This window comes from Pseudobacteriovorax antillogorgiicola, from assembly GCF_900177345.1.
Lineage (GTDB): Bacteria > Bdellovibrionota_B > Oligoflexia > Oligoflexales > Oligoflexaceae > Pseudobacteriovorax > Pseudobacteriovorax antillogorgiicola.
Window position 1 is genome coordinate 364,678 of sequence record NZ_FWZT01000001.1, and the last position, 19,549, is coordinate 384,226.

The following is a 19,549-nucleotide window of genomic DNA, read 5'->3' on the forward strand; positions in this document are numbered from 1 at the left end:
ATTCTTCTACACCCTATCGTTCTTTAGAGAAATAGGAAAGCTTCCGAAAACAAGCATGTCAGGGCAATTATTAGAGCTTGCCCACCTTTTTATCAAACGAACAACTTCTAAACACTCCAGATGGTAATAACGTTGGAGCAATCCATCGGCAAAGGCAGTCATATCAATATTTTATCTAGAGATCAGAAAGATCATGCTTGGCCGAGGCCTTGCAGCAGCGGTTTAGACGACCTGACCGACTGTTGCTGGAGCCGAACGACCATGCCTGCTTGGATAAATGTAATTCTATTTGCCGCACTCAGCATTTGCTGGACCTCAGATTGTTTCGCCGACAAGTGGCTTCCTCTGGATCACATCAAATCTGCCCCCAAGGCGAAATTGGAACGTTCTGCATGGAGTCATTGGATTGATAATACAACTCGCAGCATGTTCTTAGATGGTGAGAACTGGAGACGGACCCAAGAGTCTTACGACGCTAGCCAGGCAGCAAACCCAAAGACGATTCGGAGCTTCGAGCTTCTCGATCGCAATATGAGTTTTGGGCAACAACAAGCTCTCAATGATTTATTCCTAGCTTTTTCTGAACGAGAAGTTCAGAAGATTGATTTCTTTCAATCCTTCAAAGGTGGGCTCAATTTTAAGTGGGACTTTAAGGAGTCTACCAAAAAATCACAGCCTACTGCCCCTAAAATTAACGATCCCATTCGCTACGGATTGGTAGTTAAAGGCATCAAACCAAGTGAGGATCAACATCTTACAGCTGCTTTAGGCCACGAAAATTACCACTTAATCGACTCTGCACCGAAGGCTCAGGTACTTTGGGGGATTGAAAAGAAAGTACTTAAGAACGTTCCACGAAATCCATATCAAGTTTCTATTGAGCCTGATCGTACGATCGCTAACCCATATTTGAGCTGGTTCCATAAGCGTATCATAGACCCGATTACGAGCCTAAAGATCTCAGGAAACGTTCGGCCCCACAACCCCGACCCCAAAGCGACTGCTGGTCAAGGATTGCCTCCTCAAGTGATTTCACTGAACCAGGACAATGGGATCTACTCATTGCAACTTATTACGAACTCAGATCTTGAACCCGAGCAGATGCTACACGTTATCCAAGTAGATTTGGGTGGCGTTGTCTATCGAAACGAAATGAACATGGACTGGGACGTTCAAAAAGTTTCACTTTTGGGTATCGCCGCCTTCAAGAATGTTTCTGCAAACATTCATCACATTATCGAAGCTGAACGCTATCAATCTGAAATCGCGATCCACGGCCCCGGGCAGATTTGGAGCCTCCGCACAGACACCACAATCGACTTCATGGATGAGTGGGATCATGACAGCCACTTCTTAGAGCTTGGTCTCACTCAATATTTTTAGCAGTTGCTGGCTTTTTTCAAAGGCCCATGGACTTCATATTCCCCGATGGCCTATAATTTAGAAATAGACCAATATTTACGCCCTAGGGGGATTCGGTGTCTTCAGAATCGAAGCCTATACAAAAGATAGCCAAGAACCGGGCTCAACGATATATCTCACACGCTCTTGTGGAAGTGCGCCGCTTCAAGCTGTTGCCTTTTTTTTGTGATAGCGCAGTACTCTTGGACATCAGTATTGGTGGCTTTAAACTCGAATTTACAGGAGAGATTAAGGTCGTTCCCGGCAATCAGTACTGGCTGAACATTCCCCTCTCTCCTCTAGGTATTTATGCACCCAAAAGACTTATCTGCAAATCAGAATGTCGATGGTTCGACGATACTCGCTATCGGATCGGTGGTACATTTATCGATTTAACCAAGACCGAGCAGATGCTCATCGAACAGATCGTTTCAAGCCTCAAAAGCCGCGGCCAGCTTTAGTGGAATTAGTAGTCATCCTTGGCTAGGCTTAAACCAGGGGGTATCATCGCAAAACTGCCCCGACTTCTCTACGGATATCTGCAAGCTAACCTCTTCTACATTGAGCGCAGCATTGATCGGAACTTTGATTTCAAAATCTCGAAAACCGAGGGAGAACGGGGTATTCACACTGGGACCGTCGACATATCGATAGGATCGCTGCCGACTATCCACGACGATACCGAAATTTTGTGTTTCAGCGAAGTCCACTGAAATTCGCCACACCACCGATTCAGTATCAGAACGCTCATCTATCAAACTTGCTCCCACATAAAGGCTACCATCCACTTTCAAACCGGAATAATAAGCTAGGTCTATGCCAGGGCATGTGGTCGTACCCACCCGATCATCAACCAGAATCCGTGCCGGGATGAGATCGAACCATTCTCCAAAAGAGCCATCAAATACAATCCCTTCTGGATAGCTGACCGGATTCCGTGGATCAAATCCCTCGATAAACTCAGTAAAGTCGGTCCAGCCGTCACCATCTGTATCCGGATTACTGGGATCGGTTTTAAGATTCACTTCCACGATTTGAGGCAGACCATCACCATCTAGATCAGACAAAAGGCTCAAATTCAGAGCAAGACCTTCGTCTCCGGCCTTCCAACGGACCAGAAACTGATCTGTATCCTGCTCGGGCAACAGATTTGCCAAAATGCAATCGAGGTGGAGTTTCTCATTTTCACTAAGGCACTGAAAAACCGCGCTAATGATTTCTTTGTCACTGAATCGAAGACCCAACGCCAAAGCCAGAGATTCCTCACTTGGCTCACCCCACACCTTGCTCTGCAGATCAACATTAATCAGAGATTGAAGATCTCCAAAAGCAGACCTCATCGCTGATTGTTCAAGGGCCCCCTGCAAAACTCTTGGATAGGCCAAGTCGCTAAGTGGCAGCTGCCTTAACCAATGGAAAAAGTACTGCCTCAAGGCCTCCCGATACCACTGAGAGTCTTGGAAAAGCTGATTAAATTCTGAGCCGCCTGGAAAATCCTGTATCCTAATAGTCAAGCTTTCTGAGTCATCGAGAGTTTCAGCTGCATGTTGCCCCGCCACCAATACAATATCGATCGCCCTATTGATGGCATTTGTTGCCCGCAGAGCCTTAATGAGTAAGCTTTCTGTTGTGGTCATGATTTCCTCCGCAATGTTGCGTTGGGTGTACCATGCAATCGATGCAGCTCCAGCCTGCGCCTTACACCGACGAAGTATGAACTGTCGACTTCCCGAAAAGTTTGATTGAAACAAAAAGGGCAGAAATTTTCGTGTCACACCCTGGCGCTCAAACTCCAGGCTTAATTCCCACAGTGGGAAGTATCGGACTCGATCAAGAAGCCACGGAGACAGCACAACTTCCCACTGCCCCTCTGCTCCCATTGCCCTTACAAGCTGATTACCTGGCACAAGATCACCATCAACTCGAACACCGTCCTCGCTCAGGCTCACCCGTGTCGCAGGACCGAGTTTGATGAAATTATCTTCGAGGTAAGAAGGCTGCAGGACGATCGCCCAAGAGCTTTGCATGGCACCGGTCATAGCAAAGGCAAGTCCCTCGTTATAGTTCTGAATCTTGATCGAGGCAGGACTCTCCCATAACTCCACCTCCTGACGGGCAATAGCAATTTTCTCCCATTCATCGTGCTGGCCATCGAGGACAAGCTCTTCCTCCGCAGAAGGCGCTGCGAATAGATCTTGAATGATACAGCTTTCGAACACAAAGGTAGGGGTTGTAAAATCTAGAGTTTTGACTCCTTGTTTTTTTACAAGATCATCCTCTACCGGGAGATCACTAGGAAAGCTCGGTGCGAGTTGCGGAGCGTCTTTGCCATTCCCCGATTTCGAACAAGCCAAAACCATGGAGACTAAATAACAAAGCCCTAATCCTACTTTCACAGTCTTTAAGATATCCTTGAAAATCGGCACTTTTCGATCCCTTTGCAGTGACATAAAGATGTCGATGGAATGGAGAAGCTATGATAGGATGCGCGTACCCATATTATGACATGATTGGGGTGATCAAAACAGTGAAGCTCATCCTAACAAGCTACCCAACCATGTTGACTTGGATTCAAGTTTGAAACTAAATGCGAGCGTTTGAGCAGAAACGTTGTAACTATTCGGGAGCTAGGTATGGAAGTGAAAAAGTATCGTGGAGCATTCCCCGAGGGAAACGGTAATCCGGTGTTTATTGATGGTGTCCGAACTCCATTCGTGAAGTCGTTTGGAGCATTTCAGAAAGCTGATACTCTGGAGCTATTCAGCCGGGTCGTCGAGGGCCTCCTTCGAAAAACAGGAATTGACCCAGAGCAAATCGACGAAGTTAGTGCAGGAGTTGTCATCCCCCAAACTAAGAATGCCAATGTCGCTCGTGATGCGATCATCAATCTTGGTTTGCCAGACCACATACATGGCTACACTCTCAATCGAGCTTGTACTTCGAGCATGCATAGCATTGCCGATGCAGCTAAGGAGATTAAGTTCGGCCATCCGGCGATGATACTAGCAGGTGGTGTCGAATGCCTAAGTGATGTTCCCATCGCCTACTCAAAGAAGGCTCAGCAATTCCTATTAGAGCTTAATAAGGCAAAAACAGGGGCGGACAGGCTTGCCATAGCGAAAAAGTTCTCCGCTAAGGACTGGTTACCCAAGCCTCCCGCTCTGGCTGAGCCTTTGACCGGCTTAACCATGGGCGAAAGCGCAGAAATCATGGCCAAAATCAACGAGATTTCGAGGGAAGATCAGGATAAGTTCGCCGCTGCTTCTCACCTGAAAGCCGCAGCTGCACAAAAAGATGGCCGCTTTGATGAAGAAGTGATTCCTGTATGGGCATCGCCATCATTCGATTGCGTGGAAGCGGATAACATTATTCGCGCTGACACCTCAGCAGAAAAAATGGCTAAGTTAAAGCCAGTATTTGATAAGAAGTACGGTTCGTTGACTGCAGCGAATTCTTCACCTTTAACCGATGGCGCATCAGTATCGCTTATCATGGACGAGAAGAGAGCACAGGATTTGGGACTATCTCCAAAATCCAAGATTCTTGACTTCACGTTTGTTGGGATTGACCCTACAGAGCAACTTCTTATCGGCCCTGCGATTGCTATTCCGCTACTTCTCAAGCGCAATAACATGACTTTCGACGATATCGACCTCTTCGAAATCCATGAGGCCTTTGCTGCGCAAGTACTGAGTTGCACGAAGTCTATGGACTCAGCTGATTTTTGCGAAAGATACTTCGGCGATAGTAAAGCTTTCGGAGCTGTTCCTGAAGACAAACTGAATGTTAACGGCGGCGCTATTGCTATTGGTCACCCATTCGGAGCAACAGGTTCTCGTTTGGTCACCACACTGAGTAATGAGCTGATTCGTCGTGACAAGAACATCGGCCTGATTGGAATTTGTGCAGCTGGTGGCATGGCTGGAGCTATGCTGATCGAACGAACCAAGTAAGGGAGACCAAAATGACTGGATATTTTAAAGTAGAAAAGATTGAAGGCGACATTCAGGTCTTTACCTTCGGTCACGCAGATAAAGCCGTAAACACACTGGGAGAGGAACCGCTTCGGGAACTCAATGACCTTCTTGACGATCTAATTGAAAAGAAAAGCGCGCAAGGCCTTATCATCACCAGCGATAAAAAAGACTTCATCGTAGGTGCAAATATCAAGGAGATTGAGGCCTTCAAAAGCGCTGAAGAAACCCGTGACGGTTCTCTAAAAATGCAAGGAATTCTCAACAAACTAGAGAACTTGGACATCCCTACAGTTGCTGCTATCAAAGGCCAGTGTCTCGGCGGCGGACTAGAGTTAGCACTTGCTTGTGATTGGCGTGTTGCTGAGCAAAGCGCGAAACTCGCGCTTCCTGAAATCCAGCTAGGCTTGATTCCTGGCTCCGGTGGCACCCAACGTTTGCCCCGGCTGATAGGCATTCAATCCGCTCTCGACATGATTCTCACAGGCAAACGCATTGAGGGAAAGAAAGCCCTAAAAATGGGCCTTGTAGACGCAGCGTGCCATGAGAAAGTTCTTTTCAAAGTCGCCAAAACATATGCTTTGAAAAAACGCTCTCAGAAGCTCAAGCCCAAAACCAAAGGCCTCAGTGACAATATCACACGTTTCGCAACCGAGAGTAACCCCCTTGGTCGAAAAGTAATGGAACGAAAAGCACGAGAGATGGTGGAAAAAAACACCAAAGGATTCTACCCTGCTCCTTTTAAGGCCTTGTCCGCAGTTTTTGATGGCTTTGAGAAGAAGCTTGAGAAGGGACTAGAGCTTGAAGCTAAGCTTTTCGGTGAGCTTTCTCAGACCAAGGAAAGTAAGAGTCTTATCCACCTTTTTCACGCTACGACTCATGCTAAGAAAAACCCGTTCGAAAGTGCGAACAAGGAAGTTTTTAAGGGCGAAAAGACCTCACTTGCAGGGGTGATCGGCTCAGGCTTCATGGGCGCTGGGATTGCCACGGTGCTAGCGGATAAGGGTGTTTGCTCACGCTTATCGGACCCTAACCCAGAGTCTACAAGTCGCGCTCTGAGTGGCGCATATAAATACTTCACCAAGAAAGCCAAGCGTAAAAAGATCAAACCATTTCAGGTTGATCAAAAAATGGCGCACATCTCACCGGGACTCAATACGAACGGCTTTGAGAGTACTGATGTCGTTATCGAAGCAGTCTTTGAAGACGTTGCATTAAAACAAAAGATTTTAAAAGAGGTAGAAGAGAAGGGCCACGATCGACAGATCTTTGCCAGTAACACCTCTGCTCTTCCCATTGCTGATATTGCGGCTCAAAGTGCTCATCCCGAGCGAGTCTTGGGCATGCACTTTTTCTCTCCTGTCGAGAAGATGCCCCTACTTGAGATTGTGGTTACGGATAAGACAGCTGAGTGGGCCACAGCAAGAGCTTTCGAACTAGGCCAAACCATGGGCAAGCAGATCATTATCGTGAAAGATAGCCCTGGTTTTTATACCACTCGTGCACTTGCTTTCTTTATGGCCGAGGCCGCTCTAATCTTGGTTGAAGGCAACAAAATTGAGAAGATTGATGCTGCACTTACCGAGTTTGGATTCCCTGTGGGACCAATGACTTTGATGGACGAGGTAGGAATCGACGTCGGTTCTCACGTTCTCGATACTATGAAAAAGGCTTTTGCTGATCGTGTTTCGATCCCAGATGGCCTGGAAGCGATCAAAGAGTCTGGTCGTTTAGGGCGAAAAAATGGCAAAGGATTCTATGAGTATCACGATGGCAAAAAAGGTGATCCTGATGAAGGAATCTACCAACTTGTACCTAACTGGAAGGCATCCAGCTTGCCAACTGATGAAATCATAGACCGCTGCGCCCTAGTATTCATCAACGAGTCTGCCCACTGCCTCGATGAGGGCGTGTTAAACCATCCCTACGATGGCGATATCGGTGCAGTCTTTGGGCTAGGTTTCCCTCCATTCTGGGGAGGACCTTTTAAATATGTTGATCACATGGGCGCAAAAGTCATTGTGGATCGCCTCCGCGGTCTCGCCGACAAGTACGGAAAGCGCTTCGAGCCCGCTAAAGCACTCGTAAAGATGGCTGAAGAAGGTGGTAAGTTCTTCCCCGAAGAGAATTAACATCCCGCTTGAGAGGCTACTCAAACCTCTCAAGCTCTCTCTAGTGCCAAGTCAAGTTGAATTCTCGGCTAGGCGACAAGGAGCGAGCGAGGAGACAGTACGGGCTGGACATGGTGACGAGCGAGTGACAAAGTCAACATCGCCGAGGCTTCAAATCGACTAGGCACTAGAAGACGTTGATCATCCTCACCCTGACCCACTCAACCCGCTTCATCATTAAAGACAAAACACTAGCCCAAGTTAGTCCAAGCAAAAAACCGAAGCTAATATCGAGAGGGTAGTGAACACCTAGATACACACGAGATAAGCCGACGAGCAAACTAATAGCGACAAAAACCCCACCTACCAATGGCCGCGACCACCACAAAAGAATCCCAGCCAATACCATAGAATTAGTGGCATGATTCGACGGGAAACTATACATCCCGCCACATGAATGCACCACCCGTACCATCTCATCAACCTTACAAGGCCTCAAACGACCAAAGTATGGCTTGAGAACTTGATAGGCAAATAAGTCTGCGAGCCCGACACCGATGAGTAGCAAGAGTACTCCTAGCCACCAAAACTTTTGCTTCCTTCGGATGCAAAGATAAGCCCACCCCCCAAGGGGAATAAGCCATATTGTATGACTTGAAATAGCTCTCATGATGAGATCAAGAGCTGGATTAGACCATCCCAAATTGACTTGATATAGAAGGTAGAGGTCTGCAGATTTTAAGAAATTGAGCACGTCACCAAAATTCATGAATCTCCTGACACCAAAAAAGATTTTTTAATTGACCAGCCAGCCAGATATTGCTAGAAAAACGTCCATACACATTCAAAAAAGACAGTCTGAACGGCGGCACAAAACGGGAAAGGGCACCCCGATCTATATATCGCGATGGATCGGAGAAAACCAGGAACAATGGGATGCCAGGGGAGCCTTTAACGAGAGCTCTTGCGAGCGTGATGTTCTTGCTGGCTTGCTTGCCTAAATAGCCTAGTTTTCAAGGGGATATTTAGCTCTTGATCGGCTCTGTATAGATCCAGGGGCTCTAGTTGGAACTGCACTCTGGGTGATGCAATTCGGCCTTTGATGGCAAGTGATGAAAATTTAAGCTGTGATTCCTTTCGAGGCTCCATCCCAGGATCGCGGAACTCAATCTCCCGCCTTCGTGTCAGGCCAGCTTCGCCCAACGGAATGGGGTCCCTGAGAACACCTCGGCGTCGGAGGGGCTTTTGTTCGCCTTTGATTGTCACTGGGGCATATAGTGCTTCATCCTCGATGATGTAAACTCGCTTGCCAACCGGTGGTAACGATTTTGCCTGCGAAACTTCTGCCAGCAATAGAGCTACATATAGGTATGTAATTCTCATCGGTCACCCATCAAAGGTAGTTTCTTAGTTGTTCGGAACTTGCTGTCAAAACTTTAGACACACTGCTATGTATCCTTCCGAAACTAGTTGGAAAAATATTCCCTCAAGGGCTCCTCTCAACGAGCCGATAAGTCGGGCAGAAAAATAGACACGTGGGGCGAAGATGACGTTTCTGGCAGTGGAGCGGGGAAAAGAAGCGGGAAAAAGATATGAGTTGCAGGTGTTTCCAGCCACAATTGGCCGGGACCCTAAGAACGTTGTTGTCATCGCTGATGGCGAGGCATCCCGATATCATTTTCGGATCAAACAACGGGGTCGGCTGTATATCCTGGAAGACCTGGAATCCCGAAATGGCACCTATGTGAATGGTGACAGAGTCATCAACACAACCTTGAAAGGCGGCGATAAAATTTTGCTTGGTAGCACCGAGCTTATATTTTTTGCACCGGACAGTGAAATCACAATTCCAACTGACTTCCTATCGTTTGACATGCAGATTGATGAAAAGGCTGGTATCAAAGGCCCTATCGGGATCAGCGAGATCGCTAGCAGCACCCCTTTCATTGCCAATCGCTTGGACCCAGCGGTCCTTGCAAATAACGTGATGTCTAACGAATCTACGATCAAGCAGGTTTTTAATTACCACAGTAATCTTATGGTTATTCGAGACCTCAATGAGATGTGTTCGACATTGCTAAAATCCATCGGCAAGATGATCCCTAATTCTTCACGGGCCGCGCTTTTTATCTGGTCTGAGAAAAGCAGACAACTTCTACCGTTTGCTAAGAAGGACTTTCAGCTCTCAATTCCATTTCAGTTAAGCCAAAGAGCGTTCGAGGATTGTCTATCTCGTAAGCAAGTTGTCTTACTAGAGCCGGATACCCGGACAACCCAATCGGGTCGTAACAGGGCTATCATGCCGATCACTCATAATGATAGCATCATAGCACTAATCCATGTAGAGATCGACAATCCGAGACACAAGTTCCGCTCTGCTGAGTTAGAGGCCGCCCAAGCCCTGCTATTTAGAGCATCTCCTATCATGGAGTCTCTACTTTTAAGAAGAGAAATAGATAGCTGGCTCGTCGGAATCATGGATACGATTATCGCAACCGTTGAAGCAAAAGATACCTATACCAGAGGTCATTCCGAACGCGTGGCCAATTACTGTATGGCTATCGCTGATGAGTTAAAACTGAATAAAGAGATCAAACGTCTTTTAATGATCAGTGCTCTTTGTCATGATATCGGGAAGATTGGGATTCCTGATTCCATACTCAAAAAGGCATCCCTACTTAGTGCAGAAGAATACGCTGAGATGAAGCTTCATCCCACTATCGGAGCAAGTATCATCAGTCACCTTCCAAATGCCCAGAGAATCATCTCTGGCGTGAAGTACCACCACGAAAAATGGGATGGCACAGGATATCCGGATGGACTAGCAGGCGAAGACATTCCCTTCTTCGGACGTATCGTTGCACTGGGCGACGTTTATGATGCGATGATCTCTGGGCGGTCGTATTCGGGCTTTGTTAACGAAGATGATGCGATCGAGCGAATTCACGAGGAGCGGGAGTTATTTGATCCTGAAATTCTAAGGGCACTCATTCGGGCCCATGAAAAAGGAACTCTCACCCAAAAAACATCGACTCAAAACAATGCTCTTGCTGAAGAGTCTAGAGTTGTCACAGAAATCACAAAAATCAAATAAAGCAGCGACCAAATGCTGCTAGTGCCTAGTCAAATTGAATTCTCGGCTCGGCGACAAGGAACGATCGAGAAGACAGTACGTGCTAGGTAGGGTGACGAGCGAGTGACAAAGTCAACAACGCCGAGGCACAAAATCGACTAGGCACTAGTAAGATTTTTCCCAGGACATAAGATTACAATCAAAGGGACGAATATTAATCTTTCTTAGAAAGAGGAAGTCCCATGTGGAGTCAGCTAGCCGTCAGCTTGCAGAATGGTAATACCTACCTCATTCTGATATTAATTCTAGGTTTTCTAGGCACAACGATCATTTTCGAGCGATTCATCAACCTACAGTTTCGCTATTACGTAGATTTTGGAAAATTTCTCAACAATTTGAGGCGTTCAGTTCAAGCAGAAGACCTCGATCGAGCTGTCAGTATATGCAAGAACGCATCAAACACGTCACTGCCAGCAATCGGACTTAAAGCTCTTGAAGCTGCTGAGCGGGATCCAACAACAGTTCGAGGGACCATTGAAGAAGAAACTATAGACTTCCTTCCCAAGTTGGAAACCCGAATCGGCATTCTACCGGCACTCTCTACTTTAATCCTGCTCATCGGCGTTCTAGGAACTATTGACGGATTATGGAATGCATTTGATTCAATTGAGATTCTCGACACATCCGAAAAACAAGCTCGGCTAGCTAACGGTATAGCTGAATCACTAAACCCCACAACAATGGGCTTGCTTATATCCATGATATTTCTAACCGGCCACCAAATCCTAAAAGGCATGGCCATCAAGCTCACGGAGCGACTTCACTACGGAGTCTCAGTTATCATGAACTTACTAGTGCCGAACGAAGTACCAACGTATGTCGCAGCCGCACCTATTGAGGCGCCTGTCGCCATGGCTCCGCAGCAGCCTGATGATTCGGCTGCAGACTTGGATGAACCAGAAGCCGAACCAGAGGAAGAAGATGATAGCTTCGACGATGCTTCAGTTGAAGATATTAAGGACGAAGAAGAGATTATCTAATATTATATGGTACTTACCAATTATCGTTCTAAGTACCATGGGATTATTTCTTCTTTTATCCTTCGCCTTGCGCTCTATTTCCATGGCCGGGAAATACGGGCTCATTCCTGTTGAAATTCCAGTCTTGTCGGTTCCTATTGTCGATCCGACATTATCCAACTTTCAAGCCGCAACATCAGGAGAGATTGCTAGCACGACGCCCATGGTAGTTCTAACAAAGGAAGAATTTATCTTTGGTGATGTAAACGCTTTCTCTGAAGAAATATCGAGTGTTCGAAACAAATTCATTGTAAAGCACGTTGAAGGATCGCCAGACATCAACACTTTAGTCAAAGATATTGAAAAGTGGGTCTATGCTCGCAGTAGCAAAAAGAAAATCACTAATCAGGGTATTGTGATCCTGCTTCCTACTGACAGCATTCCGTCACCTCTGGTCGTTCAGACAATAGATGGTCTTAGAAAGACGGGCACCTTCACCCGCGTGGTGCTTGCGGGGGGACTTAAATGAAATCACCCAACGCCTTCGATCGCCCTTGGGTCTTGGCGATAACAAAACTTAAAGAACGATTGGAGGAGCCGGTTCAGTGGTACCCCTTTCCAGCAATGATAGGCTTTATGTTGGTCATGATACTCGGTGGCCATCTCTTAACAGACTTAAATCCGAGACTCGGAGCCCGTGTAGATGTTCTACCTCTCGATGCACCTCGTCACCAGGATGGTGGGATCTGGCTGGGGATTTATGAAGACAATGGTAGGATCAATGTTGTAACCTCCGATCGGAAAAAATTTTCCTGGCCCAGCAATACAGAGAACTTAGAATCCATTGAGCCACTCATCAACTACCTTAAACGCCAAACCCATCATGAATCTTTTTCAATGGCACTCAAGATGGAGAGTAGTTTAACAAAGATCACTGCAGTAATAGCAATTGATCAACGACTAAAATATGCACATTTGAAACCCTTAATTTTTGCACTATCGTCAGCTAAAATCACTCGCTATGGATTCGAAACAAGGATTATAAACTAAGGAATGTTTCGCCGAAGAAAAAAATCTGAAGAATATAAGATTTTTGTGGAAGTTCTACAGAACGGTGAACTCCTATCAAAAATATCACGACCGTTCGATAAAATGGGCACCATCCGACTCACATCTAAACCAGATGGCGACTTAACAGCTCCTTTCTACCCGCTACCAACTGATATTGATCTTATCAAGATCACCAAGCGTGGCGCAGAGGTTGACCTCGACCCCAATTGGGAAGGCTTTACGACTTTTGAAGGTCGCATTGAAGACATCAGCTCTCATCGTAATACTCAGTATACTCATATTATGAAGAAGGGTGATTATGGGAGTATCGCCTATAATGACTTAAGAGTGCTGATTCGCATTGGGAAGGAACGCCCAAAAACTAAACGCCAAGCAGATCGCAAGCCTACAGGAGAATACCGAGGTAAGATTTTCAATCTTTGGATTGGTGAGAAGCGGGATTTTCAAATACTGGCTATAGGATTTCTAGCGGCCGCATGGCTATTTGGTTCGTTTACATTGGCCCTTCTAAAGAGGCCTGACACGCGACCGAAAAACTTCTTTGATCTACAACCAGTTTACACCCTACCCTTCATTCACCCTAAACACCTTGCGCTATTGCCAGAAGCGCTACAGCTGCGACTGGATCGTACCGATCTTATTGGTTCATCCTTCGAATACTATATGAACCTTGCATCGACGATCCTTGGTTTTAGCAGTCGTTGGAACCCTGCGATATATAAGTCAACTTACAATATGTACGAAGACCTTCACCGAGATCAGAAAGTTGAAATTCGCCAGCTATTAACCGAACAAAGCCTGATCGATAGAAAAATTTCCCAGGATAAGCTTAGCTCATTAATTGTAATTCCGGCTATTAAAGGGGAAACCTTGGATCAGCAGCTTCTGCGACTTCACGACAAAATCGAAATCATTCACAAAAATCTTGAACTTTCCTTGAAATATCGGCGTAAAGTATCCAAAGCCTGGGAGAACGATGAAAAGTATGCTTTTAGCAACTATCGAAGCGTGAAACCGATTCGACGAGGACTTATGACTGGCCCCGCTGTGAAGGATGAAGAGGAAGACGAACCCAACACAGCAGACGAAAAAGCGATGTACAAAGAAGCTAAGGAACTTGCGAACTTTGCAGCGGTGCAGCAAAGCGATATGAGACGAATGCGGGAAAAGTCTGTGGCCCTAAATCCTGATAATGCTAAGCCGATAGCAGTAAGTCCAAAAAATCCATATGTCAGCTTTTTAAGCCCGGAGGGTCTCTCTCAACTAAATGAGAAACTTAGTTTGATCAAAGCGTCTACATTTGACCTTCGAAAAACAGGTATGCTCAAGGAGCCTTTGCTAGGAGAGATCAACCCAGAATTGATCAACAAAACAATCACCCGCAACAAATTCCAACTTCAGCTATGTTTCGAGTTAGCATTGAGGCGCAACCAAAACCTTCAAGGCAGCATGGAGTGGCAGTGGCGGCTCGACTCACGAGGGAGAATTTCTGACATTGAACTTTTGGATACAACCATCTCTGACCGGAGAATGATTCGCTGCGTTCGAAAGAAAATTGCAAATTGGAGATTTCCCCGACCTCGTCGAGGTAGTGTTGAAATTAAGTACCCCTTCTATTTTGCACCAGCCAAGGGGTAATTGACTTTCTAATGTCTGTGATCCATGTTAGTTCCGACAAAATTTGCTCGGACAAAGAGACTGATATGAGCCATTTAAAAACCACAATTGAATCTTTAGACCCAAAAAAGCTCCACGTTCTGTTTATGGGCGGCTGTGGATCATTTGGAATGAATATAACTGCTTACATTTACGGGGATAAGCTCTATCTCGTGGATGTGGGCCTCGCCTTTGCCAGCGACTATGAGATTGGCATCGATAGCCACGTGCCCGACTTGACCTCCCTGATGGAATGCTTCGATCAAGTAGAAGCCTATTTCATCACCCATGGACATGAGGATCATGTGGGAGCCTTGCCGCTGATATTAGAGCGGTGGCCGGCTCCTGTTTACATGACTGCTTGGACCGAAAAAATTTTTATGGATCGAATTCAAAAGTTTGGCTCTCGAATCCAGCCAGAGGTCCATGTGGTCAGCCCCGGTGATCGTATTCGTGGCGGAAATCTTTTTGTCGATTGGGTTCATATCCCTCACTCAATTCCAGGATGCTGCTGTCTCTTGATAACTGCTGATAAGACCACAGTTTTTCATACAGGAGATTTTAAATTCGACCATCAGCCTTTTGGAGAGCCAGGACCTGATGTGGGCTTCCTTAAGTCGATAGCCCCTGTGACAGCAATGATTGCCGACAGCACAAACAGCGGTCATGAAGGAAAATGTCCCAGTGAAACAAGCGTCCAGGAGACGATCTACCAATGCTTTAAAACCAGTCAAGGGATGATTGTTTTTTCCACGTTCTCAAGCAATTTCTGGCGACTCCGTATTGTCTTAGAGGCTTGCTCAAAGCTGAAGAAAAAGGTGTTCCTTTCGGGTGCTTCCATATTAAAGACCTTAGAGATAGCCAGCCAAGTCTTTGGATATCATCCGCCAGAAGGATTGATTATTGACGAAAGCCAAATTCCACACCAAGAGCGATCTAGTCTAGTGGTGATTGCAAGTGGTAGCCAAGGAGAACCCCGATCTGGTCTGCGACGAATCGTATTTGGTGAACACAAACATGTGAGCTTGAATGCAGGTGATACCATCATTCTATCGTCACGAGTCATCCCAGGAAATGAAAAGTCAGTGGCTATGATTACCAGTGAAGCGCATAAAAAGGGCGTCTATGTTCGTACCAATAAATCAGATCCAGGAATTCATGTGAGTGGCCATGCTCATCGTGGTGATCTATCAGAACTCATTGAACTGATTCAACCCAAGCACTATATCCCTGTTCACGGAACATTTACTCAGCTAAAAGCCAATGAAGAGCTACACCCCCATTCTGTTTCAGTAGAAAACGGTAGTCTCGTTCGAGTTGCCGAGCGTAACGTAAAGGTTGAGGACACTTTCGACTTCGATAAGCTATTTGTTGACTCCTGGTCGCAGAGGCCTATGAGCTACGAATCCATGCGAAAGCGACATAAGATTGGTGATTCAGGGCTTGCCGTTATAAGCGGCCACCTATTCAACATTGACGTTGAGTTCTTTGGTCTGCCATTTGACAATGAAGCCCATCAAACCAAGAGTGCAGAAGACATCAGAGCCATTATCGCCGAGGGTCACCACAAAACCGAGAATCTCGACGATCTTAACGAGTGGGCCAGGCTTCACTGCCGGCGCTACCTTTCTAGCCTATTTGTTAAAAAGCCCGTGGTCATTTCAAAGATTTTCTCTTAAAGGGAGGCGTCCTATGCAGTGGACGGTGAAGCAAGTTAGAACGCTGTTAGAGGCCAGACCATTTGCCGTACAAGCTATCGATCTGATCGATAATCGCAAAAAGAAGGAGTTGAACTACCCATTTTATAGACTGAAAGCCCCTGATTGGGTCAATGTCCTCGCCATTACAGAGGGTCAAAAAGCCGTGCTTGTGAAGCAGCAACGTGTGGGGACTATGACAGATACTCTGGAAATTCCAGGGGGCGTGATTGATGAAGGTGAAGACCCTAAGGTAGCAGCCATTCGAGAGCTTGAGGAAGAAACTGGTTACCGAGCAAAACGTGTTGAGCACGTCGCAACAATCAACCCCAATCCGGCAATAATGACAAACAATGTCCATATGTTCGTCGCTTTGGATTGCGCCATACCGCAAGACCGAAAGCTCTTCCCCGATGAAAACGAGTCTATCGACATTATCACCTGTGACGTTAAGGAACTGATACCTAAAACATTGAACCAGGAAATCAACAGTGCCCTTGCAGCCTTAACCATTCACATGTGCCGGGACTACTTTTCCTAGAATGTCCTGACGCAGGTAGGTGTCAATGTGTCTTTGGAACTTAGTCTTGCAAAACGACGGACTCTTGGCTATAGAGATCATCCCTCGATAGAATCAACGATCGGAGACACCAATGAGAAAAGTTACTTTAGTCGAAGGTGATGGCATCGGACCAGAGATCACCCAAAGCGTTCAGCACATTTTAGAAGCTGCTGGTGCCCAAATTGAGTGGGACGCACACGAAATCGGCCTTACAACATATGAAAAAACTGGCACACTTATTCCGCAGGAATTCATCGATAGCCTTGAAAATAATGGCGTTGCTCTCAAAGGCCCCACGACAACTCCCGTTGGCGGTGGCCATCGGTCAATTAATGTATCCATGAGACAACTCTTTAAGCTCTATGCGAACGTACGCCCCATCAAGACCATCAAAGGACTCCCGAGTCGATACGAAAATGTCGATATGATTATCGTCCGTGAAAACTCGGAAGACCTTTACAAAGGTATCGAGTACAAAGTCTCAGAAGGTGTTGCCCAGGGTATTAAATTGATTACTGCCGAGGCTTCGGAGCGCATTGGCCGTCATGCATTCGAACTTGCTCAAAAGCTTGGTCGGAAAAAAGTTACCGTCGTCCACAAAGCGAATATCATGAAGTTTACTGACGGTCTCTTTTTGGAGTCCGTTCGAAAGGTCGCTGCAAACTACACAGGCATCGAGCTGGATGAGCTAATTGTCGACAATTGCTGTATGCAGATGGTGACGAAGCCGGAGCAGTTTGATGTGATTGTCACCGAAAATCTATACGGAGACATTCTTTCGGATTTAGCTGCTGGATTAATTGGCGGCCTAGGACTAGCTTCCGGTGCCAATATCGGGCAAAAGCAGGCGATCTTTGAGGCTGCTCATGGATCTGCTCCAGACATTGCCGGCAAAGACTTAGCAAACCCGACCGCCCTCCTTATGAGTGCGACGGCGATGCTCGATCATATCAACCAAAGTGATGTGGCTGCTAGAATCGAATCGGCCTTGAAAAAAACGCTCGCGAACCCAGAGACGCGAACAAAAGACTTAGGTGGGACACTAGGGTGCAAAGGCTTTACAGAAGCCATTATATCCAACCTCTAATCTCCCTCCAAGAGAGCGTACATCGCTCTCTTAACTCCCTTCTTTAACTTGGAAATCTAAGTTAAAGAATGTCTCAATCAAGCCGATACCTTCCATGTAATCTAGCATTTACATCATTAATTTTATTGCAAAAAAGGCCGTTTCCAAGTGAGAATCAAGCGAGTTAAAGGAGTCGGAGCTACCGATGTTGGTCGTGTCAGATCAACAAACCAAGACTCTTTTTTAGTGAATAACGAACTTGGCCTTTTTATAGTGGCAGACGGCATGGGTGGTCATGCTGGTGGAGAAATCGCCAGTAGAATTTGCGTTGAGCGAATTCAGCAGTGGGTGCAGGATAAGAAGGCTGAGATGGAGAAAGCAGAAAGGCACCCTGATCCAAAGATCATGACCAGCCTAGCGAATTCGGTGAATTTTGCCTCAGCTAAAATCTACGAACATTCTCTCGAAGACCCCACACTTCGAGGTATGGGTACGACGGCAACTGCGGTTAAAATTTTCAATAATTACGCATATTTTGCCCATGTGGGTGATAGTCGGCTTTATTTGGTCCGAAAAGGTTTTATATACCAGATCACCTTCGATCACTCGTTGGTGAATGAGCAGGTGAGAGCTGGTATTTTAACCCCAGAGGAGGCGGAAGTTCATCACTTAAAGAATGTTATCACCCGTAGTGTAGGATATCAGGAAGAAGAGGACGTCGATGCCTCATGCCTCGCACTAGAGTCGGATGACTACCTCTTACTATGCAGCGATGGTCTTCATGGTAAAATAAGTGATGCAGAGCTATCGAATGCTGTCAGTCGAAACGGCTTAAACTCTGTCAATAGTATGGTAAGGCTGGCAAATGAGCGCGGAGGGGAGGATAATATTACTGCCCTCGTGGTCGAAATCGAATAATGGAGTGAGCCTACGCAATGAAGCGTTTGACAATACTAATTATCCCTGAAAATGCGAGCCAAACCAAGCAACTGAAGATCCCCAAGTTTGCCTTACGTTCCTTGGCTGTTGGGTCCCTATTTCTAACCAGTCTTTTGGGCTATTTAGTATTCGATTATATCGAACTGCGTTCGATCAGGACCTCTTACAAAAAAATACTTGCTGAAAATCAGGGACTCAAAGGCGAGGCCCGTCTTCTTATGAGCAATCTAGATGAGGTAAAAAACTCACTCCAGAGAGTTCAGGACTATAGTGAGAAACTAGGTGATCTTACCCAGCTCAAGGTTAAGAAGTTCTCTCGCAAAACGGGCATTGGCCCTCTCACCCCCGAAGAGTTTCGCTATGCCGAAAAGAATATGACCGAAAACACGGCCCAGAAGAATTTACCCCTGGGGATCGATATGGACAAACTTGTGTTTCGCTCCGTCTTCGATCGGGTCCAAAGCATTGGTAATCGTGCCAATCGCAATGCTCTTGAGATGCAAAAGCTTTTGTCGACGCTTAGCCAGCAACGCAGCCTCCTATCATCGATTCCGTCGGCCACACCAGTTGATGGCTGGATCACCTCTGGCTTCGGCCCTAGGATTTCGCCTTTCACCGGACAAAAGACGATGCATAAAGGTATTGATGTCGCCGCCCCCATGGGAACTCCCATCTACGCCCCTGCAGATGGAGTTGTGATCTTCAGTGGGGCCAAGGCAGGCTTTGGCAACTTTATCATGATTGCACATGGCTACGGGGTTGTATCCCGCTTTGGTCACAATGCGCAGAATATGGTTCAACCCGGTCAAAAAGTCAAGAGAGGCGACCAAATCGCCACCGTTGGAATGACTGGAAGATCCACTGGACCTCACCTCCACTACGAGATTCTGGTCAATGGCAGATACTCAGACCCCAAGAAATTCATCCTGGATATCCAATAAGTCTATATTTTGACCTGCCACACCGTCAATAACCCTTAA

At 46.4% G+C, this 19,549-nt stretch carries 17 protein-coding genes; 14 read left to right on the plus strand and 3 right to left on the minus strand.

The features are described 5' to 3' along the window. The first annotated feature begins 120 nt into the window (after nt 1–120). Both B9N89_RS01855 and B9N89_RS01860 read left to right on the plus strand, forming a co-directional pair. Nucleotides 121–1,383: a hypothetical protein gene (locus B9N89_RS01855; RefSeq protein ID WP_132314509.1), complete on the plus strand. Its 1,263-nt coding sequence runs from the start codon at nt 121–123 to the stop codon at nt 1,381–1,383. Nucleotides 1,384–1,478: 95 nt separating this feature from the next. Then, on the plus strand, nt 1,479–1,862 hold the full coding sequence (locus tag B9N89_RS01860) for a PilZ domain-containing protein (protein WP_132314508.1): 384 nt from the start codon (nt 1,479–1,481) through the stop codon (nt 1,860–1,862). A 12-nt stretch (nt 1,863–1,874) separates the two neighbouring features. Here the strand turns inward: B9N89_RS01860 and B9N89_RS01865 are convergent, their stop codons facing one another. Continuing rightward, on the minus strand, nt 1,875–3,851 hold the full coding sequence (locus B9N89_RS01865) for a hypothetical protein (RefSeq protein ID WP_159455073.1): 1,977 nt from the start codon (nt 3,849–3,851) through the stop codon (nt 1,875–1,877). 183 nt (nt 3,852–4,034) lie between these two features. Here B9N89_RS01865 and B9N89_RS01870 point away from each other — a divergent pair, with 183 nt between their 5' ends. After that, complete coding sequence (locus B9N89_RS01870) at nt 4,035–5,354, plus strand: acetyl-CoA C-acyltransferase (protein WP_132314506.1); 1,320 nt, start codon at nt 4,035–4,037, stop codon at nt 5,352–5,354. Between the two features lie 11 nt (nt 5,355–5,365). After that, on the plus strand, nt 5,366–7,507 hold the full coding sequence (locus B9N89_RS01875; protein WP_132314505.1) for a 3-hydroxyacyl-CoA dehydrogenase NAD-binding domain-containing protein: 2,142 nt from the start codon (nt 5,366–5,368) through the stop codon (nt 7,505–7,507). 166 nt (nt 7,508–7,673) lie between these two features. Here B9N89_RS01875 and B9N89_RS01880 read toward each other — a convergent pair whose 3' ends face one another. Next, nucleotides 7,674–8,255 (minus strand): phosphatase PAP2 family protein, encoded by a 582-nt coding sequence (locus tag B9N89_RS01880; RefSeq protein WP_132314504.1) that lies wholly within the window; start codon nt 8,253–8,255, stop codon nt 7,674–7,676. Between the two features lie 182 nt (nt 8,256–8,437). Then, a complete protein-coding gene (locus B9N89_RS01885) occupies nt 8,438–8,869 on the minus strand; it encodes a hypothetical protein (RefSeq protein ID WP_132314503.1) in 432 nt (143 codons plus the stop codon). A 163-nt stretch (nt 8,870–9,032) separates the two neighbouring features. Here B9N89_RS01885 and B9N89_RS01890 point away from each other — a divergent pair, with 163 nt between their 5' ends. The 10 genes from B9N89_RS01890 to B9N89_RS01935 all read left to right on the plus strand — a co-directional run bounded on the left by B9N89_RS01890 (nt 9,033) and on the right by B9N89_RS01935 (nt 19,510). Beyond that, nucleotides 9,033–10,580, plus strand: coding sequence for an HD domain-containing phosphohydrolase (locus B9N89_RS01890; RefSeq protein WP_132314502.1), 1,548 nt, complete (start codon nt 9,033–9,035; stop codon nt 10,578–10,580). A 221-nt stretch (nt 10,581–10,801) separates the two neighbouring features. Then, complete coding sequence (locus tag B9N89_RS01895) at nt 10,802–11,599, plus strand: MotA/TolQ/ExbB proton channel family protein (protein WP_132314501.1); 798 nt, start codon at nt 10,802–10,804, stop codon at nt 11,597–11,599. Between the two features lie 37 nt (nt 11,600–11,636). Further along, the gene (locus tag B9N89_RS01900; RefSeq protein WP_143478093.1) at nt 11,637–12,107 is read left to right on the plus strand and encodes a hypothetical protein; all 471 of its coding nucleotides are present in this window, start codon (nt 11,637–11,639) and stop codon (nt 12,105–12,107) included. Beyond that, nucleotides 12,104–12,628 carry a hypothetical protein gene (locus B9N89_RS01905; protein WP_132314499.1) on the plus strand — a complete coding sequence of 175 codons (525 nt, stop codon included), beginning with the start codon at nt 12,104–12,106 and terminating at the stop codon, nt 12,626–12,628. The genes B9N89_RS01900 and B9N89_RS01905 overlap by 4 nt, the downstream gene beginning before the upstream one ends. Nucleotides 12,629–12,673: 45 nt before the next feature. Next, a complete protein-coding gene (locus B9N89_RS01910) occupies nt 12,674–14,287 on the plus strand; it encodes an AgmX/PglI C-terminal domain-containing protein (RefSeq protein WP_234996054.1) in 1,614 nt (537 codons plus the stop codon). A 65-nt stretch (nt 14,288–14,352) separates the two neighbouring features. After that, nucleotides 14,353–15,984 carry a ribonuclease J gene (locus B9N89_RS01915; protein ID WP_159455074.1) on the plus strand — a complete coding sequence of 544 codons (1,632 nt, stop codon included), beginning with the start codon at nt 14,353–14,355 and terminating at the stop codon, nt 15,982–15,984. Nucleotides 15,985–15,997: 13 nt separating this feature from the next. Next, nucleotides 15,998–16,543, plus strand: coding sequence for an NUDIX hydrolase (locus tag B9N89_RS01920; protein ID WP_159455075.1), 546 nt, complete (start codon nt 15,998–16,000; stop codon nt 16,541–16,543). A 112-nt stretch (nt 16,544–16,655) separates the two neighbouring features. Then, the gene (locus B9N89_RS01925) at nt 16,656–17,651 is read left to right on the plus strand and encodes an isocitrate/isopropylmalate dehydrogenase family protein (RefSeq protein WP_132314495.1); all 996 of its coding nucleotides are present in this window, start codon (nt 16,656–16,658) and stop codon (nt 17,649–17,651) included. Between the two features lie 147 nt (nt 17,652–17,798). After that, on the plus strand, nt 17,799–18,548 hold the full coding sequence (locus B9N89_RS01930) for a Stp1/IreP family PP2C-type Ser/Thr phosphatase (RefSeq protein ID WP_132314494.1): 750 nt from the start codon (nt 17,799–17,801) through the stop codon (nt 18,546–18,548). A gap of 17 nt (nt 18,549–18,565) precedes the next feature. Next, nucleotides 18,566–19,510, plus strand: coding sequence for a M23 family metallopeptidase (locus tag B9N89_RS01935; RefSeq protein ID WP_132314493.1), 945 nt, complete (start codon nt 18,566–18,568; stop codon nt 19,508–19,510). The last annotated feature ends 39 nt before the right edge of the window (nt 19,511–19,549 follow it).